The organism is Leisingera sp. (assembly GCF_034669605.1).
Taxonomy (GTDB): Bacteria; Pseudomonadota; Alphaproteobacteria; order Rhodobacterales; family Rhodobacteraceae; genus Leisingera.
The window spans coordinates 1-17460 of sequence record NZ_JAXMOX010000087.1; the positions used below are offsets into that span (position 1 = coordinate 1).

The 17460-nt window shown below is 58.4% G+C and carries 16 protein-coding genes; 12 read left to right on the forward strand and 4 right to left on the reverse strand.

All coding sequences use genetic code 11. The features are described from left to right. The first annotated feature begins 95 nt into the window (after positions 1-95). Entirely contained in the window at positions 96-1322 is a 1227-nt protein-coding gene (gene ilvA / locus VOI29_RS12400; protein WP_323779157.1) for a threonine ammonia-lyase IlvA, read from the forward strand. 14 nt (positions 1323-1336) lie between these two features. On the opposite strand, the gene VOI29_RS12405 is transcribed toward ilvA, so the two are convergent. Then, positions 1337-1660 carry an Hpt domain-containing protein gene (locus VOI29_RS12405; RefSeq protein WP_323779159.1) on the reverse strand — a complete coding sequence of 108 codons (324 nt, stop codon included), beginning with the start codon at positions 1658-1660 and terminating at the stop codon, positions 1337-1339. A 187-nt stretch (positions 1661-1847) separates the two neighbouring features. On the opposite strand from VOI29_RS12405, the gene VOI29_RS12410 reads away from it, so the two are divergent. Beyond that, positions 1848-3101, forward strand: a complete 1254-nt coding sequence (locus VOI29_RS12410; protein WP_323779182.1) for a PP2C family protein-serine/threonine phosphatase — start codon at positions 1848-1850, stop codon at positions 3099-3101. 78 nt (positions 3102-3179) lie between these two features. On the opposite strand, the gene VOI29_RS12415 is transcribed toward VOI29_RS12410, so the two are convergent. Continuing rightward, positions 3180-3623 carry an NUDIX hydrolase gene (locus VOI29_RS12415; protein ID WP_323779161.1) on the reverse strand — a complete coding sequence of 148 codons (444 nt, stop codon included), beginning with the start codon at positions 3621-3623 and terminating at the stop codon, positions 3180-3182. A 77-nt stretch (positions 3624-3700) separates the two neighbouring features. Here VOI29_RS12415 and VOI29_RS12420 point away from each other — a divergent pair, with 77 nt between their 5' ends. The 8 genes from VOI29_RS12420 (at position 3701) to VOI29_RS12455 (ending at position 13043) form a co-directional block, all read left to right on the forward strand. Further along, complete coding sequence (locus VOI29_RS12420; protein WP_323779163.1) at positions 3701-4687, forward strand: Hsp33 family molecular chaperone HslO; 987 nt, start codon at positions 3701-3703, stop codon at positions 4685-4687. After that, the gene (locus VOI29_RS12425; RefSeq protein ID WP_323779165.1) at positions 4680-5288 is read left to right on the forward strand and encodes a CoA pyrophosphatase; all 609 of its coding nucleotides are present in this window, start codon (positions 4680-4682) and stop codon (positions 5286-5288) included. The genes VOI29_RS12420 and VOI29_RS12425 overlap by 8 nt, the downstream gene beginning before the upstream one ends. Further along, positions 5288-6439 carry a CCA tRNA nucleotidyltransferase gene (locus VOI29_RS12430; RefSeq protein WP_323779167.1) on the forward strand — a complete coding sequence of 384 codons (1152 nt, stop codon included), beginning with the start codon at positions 5288-5290 and terminating at the stop codon, positions 6437-6439. The genes VOI29_RS12425 and VOI29_RS12430 overlap by 1 nt, the downstream gene beginning before the upstream one ends. Before the next feature lie 216 nt (positions 6440-6655). Further along, positions 6656-8494 carry an ABC transporter ATP-binding protein gene (locus tag VOI29_RS12435; RefSeq protein WP_323779169.1) on the forward strand — a complete coding sequence of 613 codons (1839 nt, stop codon included), beginning with the start codon at positions 6656-6658 and terminating at the stop codon, positions 8492-8494. Further along, entirely contained in the window at positions 8491-10335 is a 1845-nt protein-coding gene (locus VOI29_RS12440) for an ABC transporter ATP-binding protein (protein WP_323779170.1), read from the forward strand. Before VOI29_RS12435 ends, VOI29_RS12440 begins: the two co-directional genes overlap by 4 nt. A 55-nt stretch (positions 10336-10390) precedes the next feature. Beyond that, entirely contained in the window at positions 10391-11638 is a 1248-nt protein-coding gene (locus VOI29_RS12445; RefSeq protein WP_323779172.1) for a class I SAM-dependent RNA methyltransferase, read from the forward strand. A 1-nt stretch (position 11639) separates the two neighbouring features. Further along, positions 11640-12449: an ion transporter gene (locus tag VOI29_RS12450; protein WP_323779174.1), complete on the forward strand. Its 810-nt coding sequence runs from the start codon at positions 11640-11642 to the stop codon at positions 12447-12449. A 66-nt stretch (positions 12450-12515) separates the two neighbouring features. Beyond that, the gene (locus VOI29_RS12455; RefSeq protein WP_323779176.1) at positions 12516-13043 is read left to right on the forward strand and encodes a L,D-transpeptidase family protein; all 528 of its coding nucleotides are present in this window, start codon (positions 12516-12518) and stop codon (positions 13041-13043) included. A gap of 92 nt (positions 13044-13135) precedes the next feature. Here the strand turns inward: VOI29_RS12455 and VOI29_RS12460 are convergent, their stop codons facing one another. After that, positions 13136-13618 (reverse strand): CAP domain-containing protein, encoded by a 483-nt coding sequence (locus VOI29_RS12460; protein ID WP_323779184.1) that lies wholly within the window; start codon positions 13616-13618, stop codon positions 13136-13138. A 170-nt stretch (positions 13619-13788) separates the two neighbouring features. Here VOI29_RS12460 and VOI29_RS12465 point away from each other — a divergent pair, with 170 nt between their 5' ends. Next, positions 13789-14406 carry a L,D-transpeptidase gene (locus tag VOI29_RS12465; RefSeq protein ID WP_323779178.1) on the forward strand — a complete coding sequence of 206 codons (618 nt, stop codon included), beginning with the start codon at positions 13789-13791 and terminating at the stop codon, positions 14404-14406. 138 nt (positions 14407-14544) lie between these two features. Then, positions 14545-14727, forward strand: a complete 183-nt coding sequence (locus VOI29_RS12470) for a hypothetical protein (RefSeq protein WP_019295279.1) — start codon at positions 14545-14547, stop codon at positions 14725-14727. A gap of 79 nt (positions 14728-14806) precedes the next feature. Here VOI29_RS12470 and VOI29_RS12475 read toward each other — a convergent pair. Continuing rightward, positions 14807-17460 (reverse strand): aminotransferase class III-fold pyridoxal phosphate-dependent enzyme (locus VOI29_RS12475; RefSeq protein ID WP_323779180.1); only part of this gene is annotated, 2654 nt, incomplete at its 5' end.

Sequence of the window (17460 nt, forward strand, 5' to 3'; positions counted from 1 at the left end):
CCCGATCTGATCAAGGACGGTTCTGACGGTATTCTTATGCATGCTTTCACACCCGCCCCTTGCCTTGCGGGCGGGCTTGCGCCACTGAAGGACACATGAGCGATTTCAAGTCCCAGGCCCGCGCCGTTGAACAGGCGATGCGCGATGTGTTTCCCGCAACGCCGCTGCAGCGCAATGTGCATCTGTCCGAGCGTTTCGGTGCCGACATTTACCTTAAGCGCGAAGACCTGAGCCCGGTCCGCTCCTACAAGATCCGCGGTGCGTTGAACGCAATGCGCAAACAGCCGGATCAAGAGCTGTTTGTCTGCGCATCGGCCGGCAACCACGCCCAAGGCGTTGCTTTTATGTGCCGTCACATGGGCAAGCGCGGGGTGATCTTTATGCCGGTCACCACGCCGCAGCAGAAGATCCAGAAAACCCGGATGTTCGGCGGCGACAACATCGAAATCCATCTGGTCGGTGACTATTTCGACATCTGCCTTGCCGCAGCGCAAGAGTGGTGCGCCAAGGAGGGCGGGCATTTTCTGTCGCCCTTTGATGATGCTGATGTTATTGAAGGCCAAGCCTCCATCGCTGTGGAGATTGAGGCGCAGCTCGAAAAAGCTCCGGACCATGTCCTGCTGCCAGTTGGCGGCGGCGGCATGTCGGCTGGGGTGTCCTCCTGGTTTGGTGAAGAGGTGCACAGCCTGTTTGTCGAGCCTGACGGCGGCGCCTGTCTGCGGGCAGGGCTTGTTGCTGGTAAGCCGGTTGCGTTGGATCATGTCGACACCTTCGTAGATGGTGCTGCGGTCGGGCGGATCGGCGCGCTGCCCTTTGAAATTTTGAAGGGCGTGCCGCTGCCGGATGTCCTGACGATCTCCGAGGACCGGATCTGTGCCACCATCATTGAGATGCTGAACGTGGAAGGCATCGTGCTGGAGCCGGCCGGCGCGCTGTCGGTCGAGGCGCTGCAGGATGTGCGCTCCTGGATCCGCGGCAAAACCGTGGTTTGCGTCACTTCCGGAGGCAACTTCGATTTTGAACGCCTGCCGGAGGTCAAAGAACGGGCGCAGCGCTATTCCGGAGTGAAGAAATATTTCATCTTGCGCCTGCCACAGCGTCCAGGTGCGCTGAAGGAGTTTCTCGGAATCTTAGGCCCAGAGGACGATATCGCCCGCTTTGAGTATATGAAAAAGTCTGCCCGTAATTTCGGTTCGGTGCTGATCGGGATCGAAACCAAACGGCCAGAAAATTTCGAGCAACTGTTTGCGCGGCTGCATGCGGCGGGGATGACTTTCACCGACATTACTCAAGACGAGACTTTGGCGCAGTTTGTTATCTGACGCTGAGGGACGGGTTAGAAATTTTCGGACATTCTGGTCAGGAAAGCTGACTTGGATGTTTGGAAATTGGTAATGATGGCGGGGACATCGACATCGTCTGCTTCGCCTTGTGCGGACTTCCGCTCGCCGTCCAGGCACAGCGCCGAAAACTCATCAAATCCGAGGTTGAGCGCACTGCCTTTCAGGAAATGCAGGTCCTGCTCAAGCTGACTGCGGTCGCCGTCCTGCAGCTTGCTGATAACTTCCTCGACCTCTTCGAGGAAAATTTCAACAACTTCTTCGAAATCCTCGGCGCCAACTTCCTCGCGCAGCTCAGTCACTCGCGGCCAGTCAATCATGTCATATATTCCTAAGATCAGTCGCCATGCGCAACTTAGTAAGTTGATTGCAGTAAAAATATAGTGAAATAAAGACAGAAGCTCAAATTGTAGGTTTCACAGCCTGTTAAATTTCTGGACCGATAGTATCACAAGATTGTCTGATTTTGCCATTTGTGAGGTGCCTTCGGTGCTGCCAGAAAGTTCGATGGACAACGAGGACCACACAGTGGCCGGATCAATACGCCGTGTGCTGGTTGTCGACGACAGCCGACTGCAAAGACGCATCCTTGTGGCCTCTCTCAAAAAGTGGGGATTTGAGGTTGTTGAGGCAGAGAGCGGCGAGGCTGCGATGGAGATCTGCCAGGCGGAAACGCCAGATCTGATCCTCAGCGACTGGATGATGCCAGGCATGAACGGGCTGGAATTCTGCCGGGCCTTCCGCGCCCGCTCCAGCGAGGATTATGCCTATTTCATCCTTCTGACATCAAAAAGCGAAAAGAACGAGGTTGCAGAAGGGCTTGACGCAGGTGCCGACGATTTCCTGACCAAGCCGGTCAATTCGGATGAACTGCGGGCGCGGATTTCTGCGGGTGAGCGGATCCTGAGAATGCAGCGGGAACTGTCCGAGAAGAACCGTATCGTGTCCGAAACGCTGGGGGAGTTGCAGCGTGTTTATGATGCAATCGACAAAGATCTGATCCAAGCCCGCAAGATTCAGGAATCACTGGTGCCGGAACTGTCCAAGGATTTTGGATCCTCCACCGTCAGTCTCCTGCTGAAACCCTGCGGCCATATTGGCGGTGATCTGGTGGGTATGTTTTCTCCAGGTGTGAACAGAATCGGTTTTTATTCTATCGACGTGTCCGGTCATGGCATTACTTCGGCAATGATGACAGCACGCCTGGGAGGCTATCTCTCCTCGAATTACTTCGATCAGAATGTCGGGATGGAGAAACGCTTCAACCGGTTTTATGCACTGCGCCAGCCGGAGGAAGTCGCCAGCCTGCTGAATGCACGGCTGATTGCTGATACAGGGATCGAAGAGTACTTCACCATGGCCTATTGCATCGCTGATTTGCGCAGCGGTGTCGTCAAGATAGTGCAAGCCGGGCACCCGCATCCGTTGTTGATGCGCAATAACGGTGACATGGAGTTTATCGGCAAGGGCGGCGTGCCTGTGGGGTTGGTCCCCGATATCGGCTACAGCCAGGAAGAATTCGTTATGGAACGCGGCGACCGTCTGCTGTTGTTCTCTGACGGCTTTACAGAGGCGCGGCTGGAAGACGGTTCCATGCTTGAGCCGGAGGGTCTGCTGGAGCTGGTGAAAAAATGCGGGTCAGAGCAAAGCAGCAAGGAATTCCTGGATGATCTTTACTGGCATCTGACGCAAGTTATGAGCAAGGAACACGGGCTTGAGGATGACGTCTCGGCCACGTTGTTCGAGTATCAGGGTCCGTAGATCTTTCAGTTTTTCTAAATGATGCTGTCCTGGCTGAGGCTGGGTTTTTGTCTTTTCGGCTGCCAGTTTCGCAGGCGGTTACAACCGGGCTGCCAGTTGGGCTGCGAAATGCCGGTCGCCAGCATTGCCCAGCCGCATGGCGGCTTCCTCCGGGTCGATCCACAGGGCTTCATGCCCGTCTTCTGCAGGCGGGCCGATTCGTCGCAATGGGCGGGCGATATAGATATGGCAGATCTTTTCAGCCCAAAGACCGTATTCCGGCATATAGGCGAAGCGCCGGAATACGCCCATTTTGCGTGGCTTGCCGATTTTCCAGCCGGTTTCTTCAAAAACCTCCCGGTGCAGTGCTGGAATGGGTGATTCGCCTGGGTCGATACCACCGCCTGGCAGTTGCAGGTCTGGTTGAGGCGCAAACTGGCAGGTGATCAGCAGCCTGCCGTCCCGCGGCAGCAAAGCATAGGCGCCCGGGCGTATCCGGTACCGCTGGCCGTTCTCCGGTGTCTTACCAAATCGCCTGATCACACGTCGGCCCCTTCACTCCAGTGTCAATTCTCCTATATAGCCCCGGTATGCCAATCCCCGGCGCGTAAGGAAACCCCATGACACTTGGTTCGAAAATCGCGTGGGACGATACCGTCCTGCCCTTCCAGCTTGATGCCTCGGACATGCGCGGCCGCGTTGCGCGGCTGGACGGCGTGCTGGACGGAATCCTGAGACAACACGACTACCCGCCGGTGGTTGAGGCGCTGGTTGCCGAGATGGCGCTGTTGACGGCACTGATCGGGCAGACGATTTCCCTGCGCTGGAAGCTGTCGTTGCAGGTGCAGTCCAAGGGTGCTGTGCGGATGATCGCGACCGATTATTACGCACCGCAAAAAGAAGGTGAAATCGGACGGATCCGCGCCTATGCATGTTTCGACCGTGACCGGATTACCGACAGCAACCCGTTTGATCAGGTCGGGGAAGGGTATTTTGCCATTATGATCGATCAGGGTAAAGGCACCAAGCCCTACCAAGGTATCACGCCGTTGTCTGGCGGGTCGCTACGGGCCTGTGCCGAGGCTTATTTTGCACAATCCGAACAGCTGCCCACTATGTTCAAGATGAGCTTTGGTAAATCATCCGAGCCTGGTGTTGACGAACATTGGCGCGCGGGCGGCATTATGTTGCAGAGTATGCCCAAGGCTTCGCCTTTTGCTGCACACGTCGAAGGATCGGGTGAAATCCTGCAAGCCAGCGATCTGGTGTCTGGTGATCAGGAAGAAAACTGGAACCGGGCCACGATGCTGCTGAACACTGTCGAGGCATTGGAGCTGATCGGGCCATCAGTGTCCCCGACCGAACTGCTGATCCGATTGTTTCACGAGGAACAACCGCGGGTCTTCGATGTCCAGCCCGTTCGTTTCGGCTGCACTTGCTCCGAAGACCGGGTGCGTCAAAGCTTGTCGATCTATTCCGCCAAAGACATCGGCACCATGACAAACGAGGATGGCCGGGTCACGGCAGATTGCCAGTTCTGCAGCGCGCATTATGATTTGGACCCGGCAAGCGTGGGATTCGAAGCGGAAAACCCGCCCAGTGAGTGAGGCCGCGCAGAACCTTGCCAATAGAATTGCGGCCGCGCTGAAACAACAGGGCGGCGGCTCTTCCGACTTTGATCTCAACCCCGGCACCGTGCTGCCAGTGGGACGTAAGCTGCGGCCAGCCGGCGTGCTGGTGCCCATTTCTGTTGCCGGCAAAGTGCCACGGCTTATTTTGACCAAACGCTCCTCCGCGCTGAAGCATCATCCGGGCCAGATCGCCTTTCCCGGCGGTAAAGTAGAGGCTGGTGACACGGACGCCTGCGCCGCAGCGTTGCGCGAAGCTTGGGAAGAAATCGGGCTTCCGCAGGAGCTTCCGCAGATCATCGGCTGCCTGCCGGAGCATGAGACGGTAACCGGCTTTTCGGTGACGCCGGTTGTGGCGCTGATCGGTGAAGAATTTCCAGTGCACGCGGAAGCAGGTGAAGTGGCTGAAGTCTTCTCCGTTCCGCTGGCCCATGTGCTGAAGCCGGAAAACTACATTATTGAGTCCCGCCGCTGGCGCGGTACCCGCCGTCGCTACTATACCGTTCCATACGGATCCTATTACATATGGGGCGCCACCGCGCGGATGCTGCGCGGATTTGCGGCACGGATGGAGAAATAATGCGAATTGATCAACCTTGGTTGAAGGATCCTGCGACCCAAGCAGTTTGCAAGGCGGTCATGGGAGACGGTGCGCAAGTTCTGTTTGTCGGCGGGTGCGTCCGCAACGCGCTGCTGGGGGAGGCGGTTTCCGATATGGACATTGCCACTGACGCACTGCCGGAGCAGGTGGTGGCGCTGGCAGGCCGAGCCGGGATCAAGGCGGTTCCTACCGGTATTGACCATGGTACAGTGACGTTGATCAAGAACGGCATTCCGCATGAGATCACCACCTTCCGGAAGGATGTGGCTACCGATGGCCGCCGGGCTGTCGTTGCGTATTCAACCGAAATCACTGAGGACGCCCGCCGCCGCGATTTCACCATGAACGCGATTTATGCCCGTCCGGATGGAGAGATAATCGATCCTTTGGACGGCATGGCGGATTTGCAGAAACGCCGGATCCGGTTCATCGGCACGGCAGAGAACCGGATCCGCGAGGATTACTTACGTTCGTTACGCTATTTTCGCTTTCACGCATGGTACGGCGATCAAACGTTGGGTTTTGACCCGAATGCGCTGGCGGCGATTGCGGCCAACCTTGAGGGGTTGGCTACACTGTCTAAGGAACGTGTCGGTGCCGAGATAATGAAGCTTTTGGCGGCGCCTGACCCTGCACCTGCGGTCGCCGCCATGCGTCAGGCAGGCGTGTTGGCGCAGATCCTTCCGGGAGCGGATGACCGCGTGCTGGCGCCACTGATACACTTGGAATCAAACCGCCCGGTATCCGCGCTCCGCCGGTTGGGTGCACTAGGCGGTCATGGTCTGAAAGACGCCCTGCGGCTAAGTAAAGCTCAGGCCTCTCATCTTGAGACAATCCGGGAAGCAGCGGCAGGCACGGCCGGGGCGGGAGAACTGGGTTACCGGATAGGGGCGGAACAGGCACTGGATGCCATGCTGTTGCGCACTGCCCTGCTGGAACAGCCAGTTTCCCCAACCTTTGAGACTGATATTGCTTTGGGTGCAGGAATGATCTTTCCAGTGAAAGCCCGCGATCTTCTGCCCGATTTCAAGGGCGCGGCGCTGGGTTCTGCATTGAAGAAAATGGAGGCGGAATGGATTGCCTCGGGATTCTCCCTGAGCCGCGAGCAGTTGCTGGACTCCCTCCGCTGACATAGTCTGACAGCAGAGTCACAACCTCGGGGAGTGACAAAACTGCAAATCTTGCGTACCCATAAGGCTGCCACCACATGACGGAGGAATACTGATGTATTACGGGATCTGGTTTTCTTAACGTCTGAGACCTTGCCCCTGTTAGGCGTGGGCCTTCGGCGGCCTGCTGTCTTCATCTGTATTCCAAATCAATGCTCGAGCGCTTGGAGCACCCGCATGTTTCGTTTTTTTGAAAACCTCATTGATCCTTATTGCGCCCACCCGGAGACCAACACGCCGCCAACCCGGCTGTGGCCGTTCCTGCGCGATTTTTCCAAGCCGTTCAAAACTGTCTTTGTCCTGACCGCGCTGATGTCGGTGCTGGTCGCCGGGATAGAGGTGGGACTCATCTACTATATGGGCCGGATTGTCGACCTGATGTCCGGTACGCCCAGGCAGGTTTGGGAAGCGCATGGAACCGAGCTGATACTGGTTGCTCTGTTCATCCTGCTGCTGCGGCCATTGATCCAGCTTCTGGATGTGATGCTGTTGAATAATGCGATCCTGCCGAACTTTGGCACCTTGATCCGCTGGCGGGCGCATAAGCATGTGTTGCGCCAGTCTGTGGGCTGGTTCGAGAATGACTTTGCAGGCCGGATTGCCAACCGGATCATGCAAACTCCTCCAGCCGCGGGGGAGGTGATCTTTCAGGTTTTTGATGCCATCACCTTCTCGCTGGCCTATCTTGTCGGTGCAGCCGTTTTGCTGTGGGTAGCGGACGTACGGCTGATGCTGCCGCTGGCCCTATGGTTTGCGCTTTATGCAATGCTGGTGATGTGGACCGTCAAGCGGGTCGGCCCGGCCAGTCAGGCATCGTCTGATGCGCGCTCTACCGTGACAGGTCGTGTGGTCGACAGCTATTCCAACATCCATTCAGTTAAGATGTTCGCACATCACGACAACGAGCTGACCTATGCCCGCGATGCGATTGAGAACACCCGTAAGACGTTTCAGGCGGAGATGCGTATCTTCACCGTTATGGATGCTGCTCTGGTCACGCTGAACGGTCTGCTGATTGTTGGCGTGGTCGGATGGGCAGTTATGCTGTGGTCGCAGGGAACCGCCTCGGTGGGCCTGGTGGCGGCGGCCACGGCGCTGACGCTGCGGCTCAACGCAATGACCAGCTGGATCATGTGGGCACTTACCTCCTTTTTCCGCCAGCTGGGTGTTGTGGCTGAGGGAATGGAAACCATCGCACAGCCTATCGACCTAGTGGATGCCGCCAATGCAGAACCGCTGCAGCTGGCCAAAGGGAAGATCGAACTGCGCAACCTGTCACACCATTTCGGGCGTGAGGCAGGCGGGCTCGACAAGATCGGCCTGACAATCCAGCCGGGCGAGAAGATCGGCCTGATCGGTCGCTCTGGTGCCGGCAAGTCGACACTGGTGAAGCTGCTTTTGCGGTTTTATGACGCCGAAGGCGGCCAGATCCTGATTGACGGTCAGGACATCCGCGCGGTGACGCAGGACTCGTTGCGCAGCCGCATCGGTATGGTGCAGCAGGACAGCGCGCTTATGCACCGGTCTGTGCGGGACAATCTGCTGTACGGCCGTCCCGACGCCACTGAAGAGGAGATGATCGCCGCCGCCAAACAGGCGCAGGCGCATGAGTTCATCCTGGATCTGGAGGATCCGCAGGGCCGCAAGGGCTATGATGCCCATGTGGGCGAGCGCGGGGTGAAATTGTCGGGCGGCCAGCGCCAGCGGGTGACGCTGGCCCGGGTGATCCTGAAGGACGCGCCGATCCTGGTTCTGGACGAGGCTACCTCGGCGCTGGATTCTGAGGTCGAGGCGGCGATTCAGGAAACGCTTTACGGCATGATGCAGGGCAAGACGGTGATCGCCATAGCACATCGGCTGTCCACCATCGCACAGATGGACCGTATTTTGGTGATGGATCAGGGCCGCATAGTTGAAGAAGGCACGCATGAGACGCTATTGCAGGCGCATGGGCTTTACGCACAGCTCTGGGCACGCCAATCCGGCGGCTTCCTGAACATCGAGGCAGCAGAATGAACATTGGCAACCTGATTGACGCCTTCCGCCCGGCAGAGGGGCCGCCGCCGCAGCAGTTGGGGGCCTTCCTGCGCTGGTGCCTGGCCGGCGCGTGGCCGATGCTATTTCTGGCGGCAGCGTTTTCGGCACTGGCCGGGGGGATGGAGGCGGGCACTGCCTATATCCTGGGCATGGTAATCGATACAGCAATCGCCAGCGGGCCGGAGCAGTTCTTCTCAGACCGGAACATGGCGGTGATCGCGCTGGCGCTGGGCTTCTTCATGTTTCTGCGCCCGGTGCTGTTCGGCCTTTCTGCGGCCTCTAACGCAATAATTGTCCAGCCCAACGTGAACCCGCTGGTGCTGTCGCGCCTGAACCGCTGGACGCTAGGTCAGGCGGTCCGGTTCTTCGACGATGATTTTGCCGGCCGCATTGCCCAGAAACAGATGCAAACCGCAACTGCGGTCACCTCCGTTACCAGCGAGATGATCAACGTGGTCGCCTTTGCATTGGCCTCTTTAGCGGGCTCTTTGGCCTTGTTGGGCTCTATCGACTGGCGCATTACCGGGGTGTTTCTAGTCTGGCTGATTGCCTATTTCGCGCTGATCCGCTGGTTTTTGCCGCGTGTCCGCAAGCGGTCTGGCGCGCGTGCTGGTGCGCGGGCGATGGTGACGGGCCAAGTGGTGGACTCGATCACCAACATCAAGACGGTGAAACTGTTTGCACATGCCGACCATGAAGAGCGCACCGCCCAGGACGCCATGGTCTCCTTCCGCGACAAGGCGCTGCAATTCGGCTATCTGGCCGCCAGCTTCCGGTTCTGCCTGATGTGCTTGGCCGGCGTGCTGCCTGTGCTGATGATCGGCGCGACACTGTTCCTGTGGCAGACGGGCACGGCGACTGAGGGCGACATCGTAGCCGCTGGGGCGGTCTCGATCCGCATTGCCCAGATGACCGGCTGGGTCAGCTTCACGCTGATGGCGATCTATTCCAATGTGGGCGAGATCGAGAACGGCATGAAGACCCTCTCGGTCCGTGCCAGGGTCGAAGACCGGCCCGATGCCAAACCGCTGCAGGTTAGCGAAGGCGGGATCGTCTTTGACCAGGTGGAATTTGCCTATGGCCGTGATGTGGGCGGGGTTCAGGGCATCAGCCTGACCATTCAGCCGGGTGAGAAACTGGGCATTGTCGGCGCCTCGGGTGCCGGGAAATCGACGCTCGTTTCCCTTCTTCTCAGGCTCTATGACCGGGAAAGGGGCCAGATCCTGATCGACGGCCAGAACATCACCGGCGTCACTCAGAACTCGCTGCGCAGCCGGATCGGCATGGTCACCCAGGAGACGGCCATGTTCAACCGCACGGCCCGGGAGAACATACTCTACGGCCGGCCGGATGCCTCCGAAGCAGACCTGATCGCCGCGGCAGAAAAGGCCGAGGCGCATGAGTTCATTGCAGAGCTGGAGGATGGGCAGGGCCACAAAGGCTATGACGCTTTTCTGGGCGAGCGCGGTGTGAAACTCTCGGGTGGGCAGCGGCAGCGAATTGCTCTGGCCCGGGCTATTCTGAAGGACGCACCCATTTTAGTCTTGGACGAGGCAACCTCAGCGCTGGATTCCGAGGTGGAGGCGGCCATTCAGGCCGCACTGCACCGGGTCATGGAGGGTAAGACGGTACTGGCGATCGCGCACCGTTTGTCGACCCTGAGCGAGATGGATCGGATCATTGTGATGGAGAAAGGGCGGATCGCTGAAAGCGGCAGCCATGAAGAGCTGCTGGCCAAGGCCGGGCTCTATGCTGCGTTTTGGGCGCGCCAGTCCGGTGGCTTCATCTGCACAGATGAGAACAAGGCCGCTGCTGAATAAATAAATCCAGCGCATTTTGCTTTTGCTGCCCCGCTTGCCGCTGTAATGAGCGGCCATGACAGACACAGCCAGAACCAAAGCGACGATCAGCCGGCTGGGCCATCAGGGCGATGGGGTGGCCGATGGACCGGTATTTGTCCCGCGCGCCCTGCCGGGAGAAACCGTCTCAGGTTTCGCAGAGGGCAGCCGCCTGACCAATATTCGGGTCGAAACTCCGTCCGAGCACCGTGTGCAGCCAGCCTGCCGCCATTACAAATCCTGCGGCGGTTGCCAGCTGCAGCATGCAAGTGACGGTTTTGTGGCTGAATGGAAAACGGAAGTCGTGCGTACCGCGTTGATGGCACAAGGGCTGGAGACTGAGTTTCGGCCGATCCGCACCTCTCCACCCCGTTCCCGCCGCCGCGCGACGCTGGCAGTACGGCGCACCAAGAAGGGTGCGATGGCCGGTTTCCATGGTCAGGCGTCGGATGTGATCACTGAAGTTCCCGATTGCCAGTTGCTGGAGCCTGCATTGATGGCCGCCATTCCAGTGGCAGAGGCGCTGGCGATGGCCGGGGCCAGCCGGAAGACACCGCTGGCCGTGACGATTACCACCTCGGTCGCCGGGCTGGACATATTGGTCAGGAATGGCAAGCCGCTGGACGGGCCACTGCGTATTAAACTGGCGCAGCTGGCAGATCAGTACCGGATTGCCCGATTGACCTGGGAGGATGAACCGGTTGCGATGGAACAGCCGCCGATGCAATCCTTTGGTTCGGCGCGCGTTTGTCCGCCGCCTGGGGCCTTCCTGCAGGCCACACGCGAAGGTGAGGCGGCGTTGCTGGCGGCGGTTCAGGAAGTGACAAGCGGAGCCAAGCGGATCATCGATTTATTTGCTGGCTGCGGCACCTTTGCTCTGCCTTTGGCGCTGACCGCCGAAGTGCATGCGGTGGAAGGTGAGCGTTCGATGCTGGAAGCTTTGGATGCAGGCTGGCGCAGGGCGGCAGGACTGAAGAAAGTCACCACCGAGGTCCGCGACTTGTTCCGCAATCCGTTGCTGCCCGAGGATTTGAACCCGTTTGGTGCTGCCTTTGATGCTGCTGTGATTGATCCGCCCCGTGCAGGCGCCGAGGCGCAGACTGCGCAACTGGCCATCGCCCGGACACCTGTGATCGCCTATGTGTCCTGTAATCCGGTAAGTTTTGCCCGCGACGCCAAAGCGTTGGTTGCGGCGGGCTACAGCCTTGACTGGGTGCAGGTTGTTGACCAGTTCCGCTGGTCGGCCCATACCGAACTGGTTGCGCGATTCACCGTGAAAGACTGAGATGACTGATACCCAAGCGTTCACCCCGACACGCCGCCTGGCAGCGATTCTGGACAGTGACCGGTTTGGCCGGTTTATTACCGCTGTCATCCTGGTCAATGCAGTCACTCTGGGGCTGGAGACTGCGCCATATGTCATGGCCAAAGTTGGCGGTCTGATTCACCTGGTCGACTACATCTGCTTGTCGATCTTTGTAATGGAGATTCTGGCCAAACTTTTTGTACGCAGGTTGCGGTTTTTCCTGAGTGGCTGGAATGTGTTCGATTTTGTGATCGTCGGCATTGCGCTGGCACCGGGGGCGCAAGGGCTGTCAGTTCTGCGGGCGTTGCGTATCTTGCGGGTGCTCCGTGTTATTTCGGTTGCACCGCGCCTGCGCCGGGTGGTCGAGGGGTTCATCACCGCGCTGCCGGGGATGGGTTCGGTTTTTCTGCTGATGGCGATTATTTTCTACATCGGATCTGTGATCGCTACCAAGCTGTTCGGCCATGACTTTCCGGAATGGTTCGGCAACTTGGGCCGCAGCGCCTATTCGCTGTTCCAGATCATGACGCTGGAAAGCTGGTCAATGGGGATCGTGCGACCGGTAATGGAAGTGCATCCACACGCCTGGGCTTTCTTTGTGCCGTTCATCATGGTGACGACTTTTGCTGTGGTGAACCTTCTCGTCGGCTTGATCGTGAACTCCATGCAGGATGCCCATGGAGAAGAAGAGGTGGAACGCACAGATGCCTATAGGGACGAAGTGCTGAGCCGGCTGGAAGCGATTGAACAAAGGCTAAGCCGTCAAACAGCCCAGGACAGGAAATTGTGAATTTCCTTAACAGTCAATTCGCGGTACAGGCTGAATAGAGGCAAAAAAGAAATACAGGCTTTGAGAATGGACAGAAGGGCATTTGGTTTCGGTGCAGCCGCAAGCCTTGCGCTGGCCGGTTGCAGCATCTCCAGCGGCACAGTGAGTCGCTTTCAGTCATATGACGGACCGCAAGTGACTTCGATCGTGATCAACAAGGGTACGCGTAAGCTTTACCTGATGCACAACGAAGAAATTCTGCGCGAGTATGAGGTCGACCTAGGGTTTGCACCGCTGGGGCATAAGGCTTTCGAGGGTGACGGAAAGACACCTGAGGGCACCTATGTTATTGACCGGCGCAATCCCAACAGCCGCTATCATCTGTCGGTGGGAATCTCTTACCCGAACCGGCAGGACCGGGCCAATGCGCATGCACAAGGCAAGCGGCCAGGCGGAGAGATTTTTATCCACGGAGAGCCGAACAACCGCAAGGAGCGGAAGCGCGCATCCCGGGTGGATGACTGGACCGCCGGGTGTATCGCAGTATCAAATGAAGAGATCGAAGAGATCTACGCCATGGTGCAGGACGGTACGGTTATCGCCTTGCGGCCCTGAATTTCAACCAGGGTTCCCGTACCTGCGGATATGCCGCCAGTACCTTTTTGCCGGCTTTGGGCCGGCGCCGTGCTGATGCACGGCGCCGTGGCTCAGCTGCCCATAACCATCGTCCACCAGATTTTTCCGTTTGGCTCCTGAAACCAAGAGAACCCCATGTTCAAGGCTTTTGGGTCGAGAATCACCGCGCGCGTGGCCGGGCGTTCCAGCCAAGCAGACAGGGTTTGCTGTTCATTCTCGTAGGTTTCTGAGATGTTTTCTCCCAGAAGCGAGCCAGTGTAACCCGCACGTGACACCCGATCCAGCGGCGAGGAGCCGTCGGATCCAAAATGCCATGGCCGGTTTTGCACTGACATGTCCCGGGAATGAGTCGCGGCGGCCGCGGTCAGCTCCGCATTCAGCTGAACGGCCGGTGCTCCAGCCGCCTCGCGCAGGGCGTTGACAGAATCGAGCATTCGGATCTGCACTTTATCTGCATTTCTAATACGGTAGGTGCTGCCAGAATCTGTTACGGGCGTACATGCCGCTGCTACAGTTATCAATGCAGCAGCCATCAGCAGAAAAACACGTCTCATATTGCTCTCTCGCTCCGTCGGTTGCTGATGCATTTATCCTTCCTGCGGCAGAGGTGCAAACGGACCGGCAGAAATATGCGGGCCTGCTTGTCGGATTGATTTGCGACTGCGGCTTTCGGGCCATAAAATGGCGCGACCATTGATCCTGATTGCGCAAGTTGGAAAGAGTGATGCCCCAAAACCCCTTTGATACCCTCAGCAGGCGGCATTTTCTTGCCGGCAGCGTTGCATTGATTTCCTCGTCAGCCTTAGCGCAAGACACCAGCGACGAGGCGCAGCAGGCTTTTGATCCATTGCGCCCGCCGCCTGAGCCGGAACCGTCTGTCCAGCGCAACATTTCTGCCTTCCGCGCCAAATCCTGGAGGCCATACTTTGATAACCTGCGGAACGGAGCGATTCTAGTCGATATCGACAGCCGTGCTCTGCACTACTGGTCACAGGATGAAAGCGTATACAAACTGTTCCCGTCTTCCGTACCGCTGTCCGACGACCTGACCCGCCGCGGCCGGACTAAGATCGTCCGCAAGGTTGAAGGCCCAGGCTGGGCTCCAACCCCGAATATGCGCAAGCGCAACCCTGAATGGCCTGCTTTCATTCCGCCGGGACCGGACAACCCGCTTGGCACTCATGCGCTTTATCTTAGCTGGAAGTACTACCGCATCCACGGAACCCACGATACGCGAAAAATTGGCCGTAAATCGTCCAATGGCTGCATCGGGCTCTACAATGAGCATATCGCCGATTTGTTCAGCTTAGCCAAAGTCGGCACACAGGTGTTGCTAATTTGACGACACGAGGCGGGGCGCTGAGCTGTTAACTATAACAAGCAATTGCAATCCCGAGGATTTGCTGGTTAGAAAAAAATACGAGATAAGTCTTGGGTGCGTGGTTCAGTTGTATGATCCGTGCGAATTCTGGAGGTTAACATGAAAAAACTCGTTATCGCTGCTGCGCTGACTGCTGCTGCTTCGACCGCCACTGCTGGCAACCTGTCCGAGCCGGTTGTAGAACCGCCGGTCATCGTGGAAGAAGCTCAGGGTTCTTCCAGCGGCATCCTGCTGCCGCTGCTGCTGCTGGTTCTGGTCGGCGCAGCTGTTGCATCGAGCTAAGTTCGGTACAAGGTTACAGAAAAGGCGGTGGTTCTCCACCGCCTTTTTTGTTGCCTGATCTGCGGGTAGGGAGGGGCTGTCAGGCCGCCTCCACTTCGCCCAGGATGGCATCCAGAGTATGGATGATCATGTCTGCGTCTTCTGCACCTATGGTCAGCGGCGGGCGGATTTTCAGGATGTTATCCCTTGGGCCTTCGCTCCCGATCAGGATCCGATGATCGCGCATCCTGTTCTTGACGTAGGAGCAGATTCCAGTGGCTTCGGAACCATCAGGGGAGATCAGTTCCAGTCCCAGGAACAGGCCCATTCCACGCACATCGCCAACGCAGGCGTATTTCTGTTCCAGCCCCCGCAGCCCTTCGATCAACTGGGCGCCTATTACTCGTGCGTTGTCCTGCAGGCCCTCATCATCGACGATTTCCAGCACCTCCTTGCCGGTCCGGCAAGACAGGGTAGAGCCGCCGAAGGTCGAGAAGAACTCGATCCCGTTGTCAAAGCTTTCGGCAATTGCTTTGGTTGTCACAAGCACGCCCAGCGGATGGCCGTTGCCGATGGGTTTGCCCATCACAACGATGTCCGGCAGCGCGCCCTGGTGTTCGAAGCCGAAGTAATAATCCCCGAGCCGGCCCAGCCCGGTTTGCACCTCATCAGCGATGCAGACACCGCCCGCGGCGCGGATCTTGTCGTAGACTGCAGGCAGATAACCTTTGGGCGGGATGATTTGGCCGCCAACAGAGGGGAAGGTTTCAGCGATGAAGCCGGCGATGCCGTGGCCTTTTTGCTGCAGGTTCCTGATCGCCGGATCCACCAGATCCGCAAACTTCTGTGCCCGGTCCGGATCGTACCGCGGGAAGGAGCCGCGGTAATCGTTGGCGACTTCCACCAATTCCACCCAATCCGCCTTGCCTGCGCCGCCGGGCTTGTTGAACTTGTAGGCGGAGATCGCGATCGCGCCGGTGGTATTGCCGTGATAGCCGTGATCGGGCGTCACTATCCCCTTGGCGCCGGTATGAGCGCGGGCCAGCCGCAGCGCTAGTTCATTGGCCTCGGTGCCTGAGTTCACAAAGAAGCAAACTTCGAAATGTCCGGGCAGCTTTGACAGTATCTTGTCTGCAAAGGCGGTTTGCGCCGGATGCAGGTAACGGGTGTTGGAGTTCATCCGTTTCAGCTGATCCGCTGCCACCGTCTGGATCCGCGGGTGCGCGTGGCCCACATGCGGCACATTGTTGTAAGCATCCAGATAGGGGCGGCCCCATTCATCAAACAGATGGTGCTTCCAGCCGCGTACCGGCATCACCGGATCGGAGTAGGTGAGGCTTAGGTTGCCACCAAAATGCGCGCGGCGGCCCGCTAAAACTTCATCCTTGTTGGTGGGGTGATAGCGGACCTTTTTATCCGGCAGGTTCAGCAGGGCTGCCGGGTTGGGGCAGACTGCGCGCCAGAAGTACATCTCATCAGGGCCGCCGACACCGGGCCAATCAGTCTCAATTCCTTCGGTGGTCAGTGCCAGCTGGAAATGAACATGCGGCGCCCAGCCGCCGTTCAGACTGGGATCGCCCAGGCAGCAGAATTGCTCACCCTTTTCCACCGCATCACCCGGCTTCAGGCGATTCATGAATTCCGGGTCAAGATGGCCGTACAGAGTGTAGAACGAATCGCCCTCAGGCGTTTCATGGCGCAGAATGATCACACCGCCGTAATCCAGATGCCCGTCCCGGTATTCGGCCGCAAAGACCTCACCATGCAGCGGGGCAAACATCGGAGTGCCCGCCGTGGCAAAGGCATCCACGGCCAGATGCACCGTGCGGCGGTCGCTGGCTTTCCATGGGCCGTTTCGAAATGCCGGATCGGTATATACCAGCCGCGGTTCGTGGTAATAGCCCAGCCAGATGCGGCCGTTGTCTTCGAATTCTTCACCAACCTTTGCGGCTTCCTCGGCTGGCATGTGGAATGGGTTCTGCGGCCAGGTGGAGTTTTCCACTGATAGCGATCCCATGGGGGCATCACCCAGATCCTGCCCCATCAGCGGAGCGAAGTTTCCGCGTTCCTGCTCCAGCCAGGCCATCACACGGTCTGCACCTTCCACCACCGGCAGACCGCAGGCGGCGCGCAGCCGGGCAGACAGCAGCCCTCGGTGCAGCGAATTGCCCTCCAGGAACCGCCAGGCTGGCGCCTGTGAAATGGTGACATAGGGATCATCCGGATCTTCCGCCGCCATCAGTGTGGAGTTCACCACGCTGACCGCCAGCCGTGCGTGCAAGAGCGGCCAGATCAAATCAATCTCAGCAGGCGTCAGCGGGCAGACGCTGTGATAGCCGGCCACCAGCGCCGCCAGGGCGGCCTCCGGCGCGGAATGGTCCAGCACGATATAGGCCGCGGCAATTGCCAGATCGCAGACCCGCGGCGCGGCGCACATGTCGCCCAGATCGATCAGGCCCGAGACATGGCGGGGATCTCCAAGTTCACCTGCAACCATGATGTTGTAATCGTTTGCATCGTTATGGATGGCCTGCTTGGGCAGCTTTGCCAGAACAGGCGCTAACTTAGCAAACTCGCAAGCGATCTCATTTAGGATCGCCCGTCGGGCCGGGTTGGTGATGCAGGGCAGCTGATCCGTGATCCATCCCGCCCGCATCAGATCCCATTTGAAGTCGCGCTCCAGCCCCTCGTGCTTGAAATCTGCCAGCGCCTTGGCTGAGCCGCCTAAAACCTGTCCAATCTCATGGATCAGCG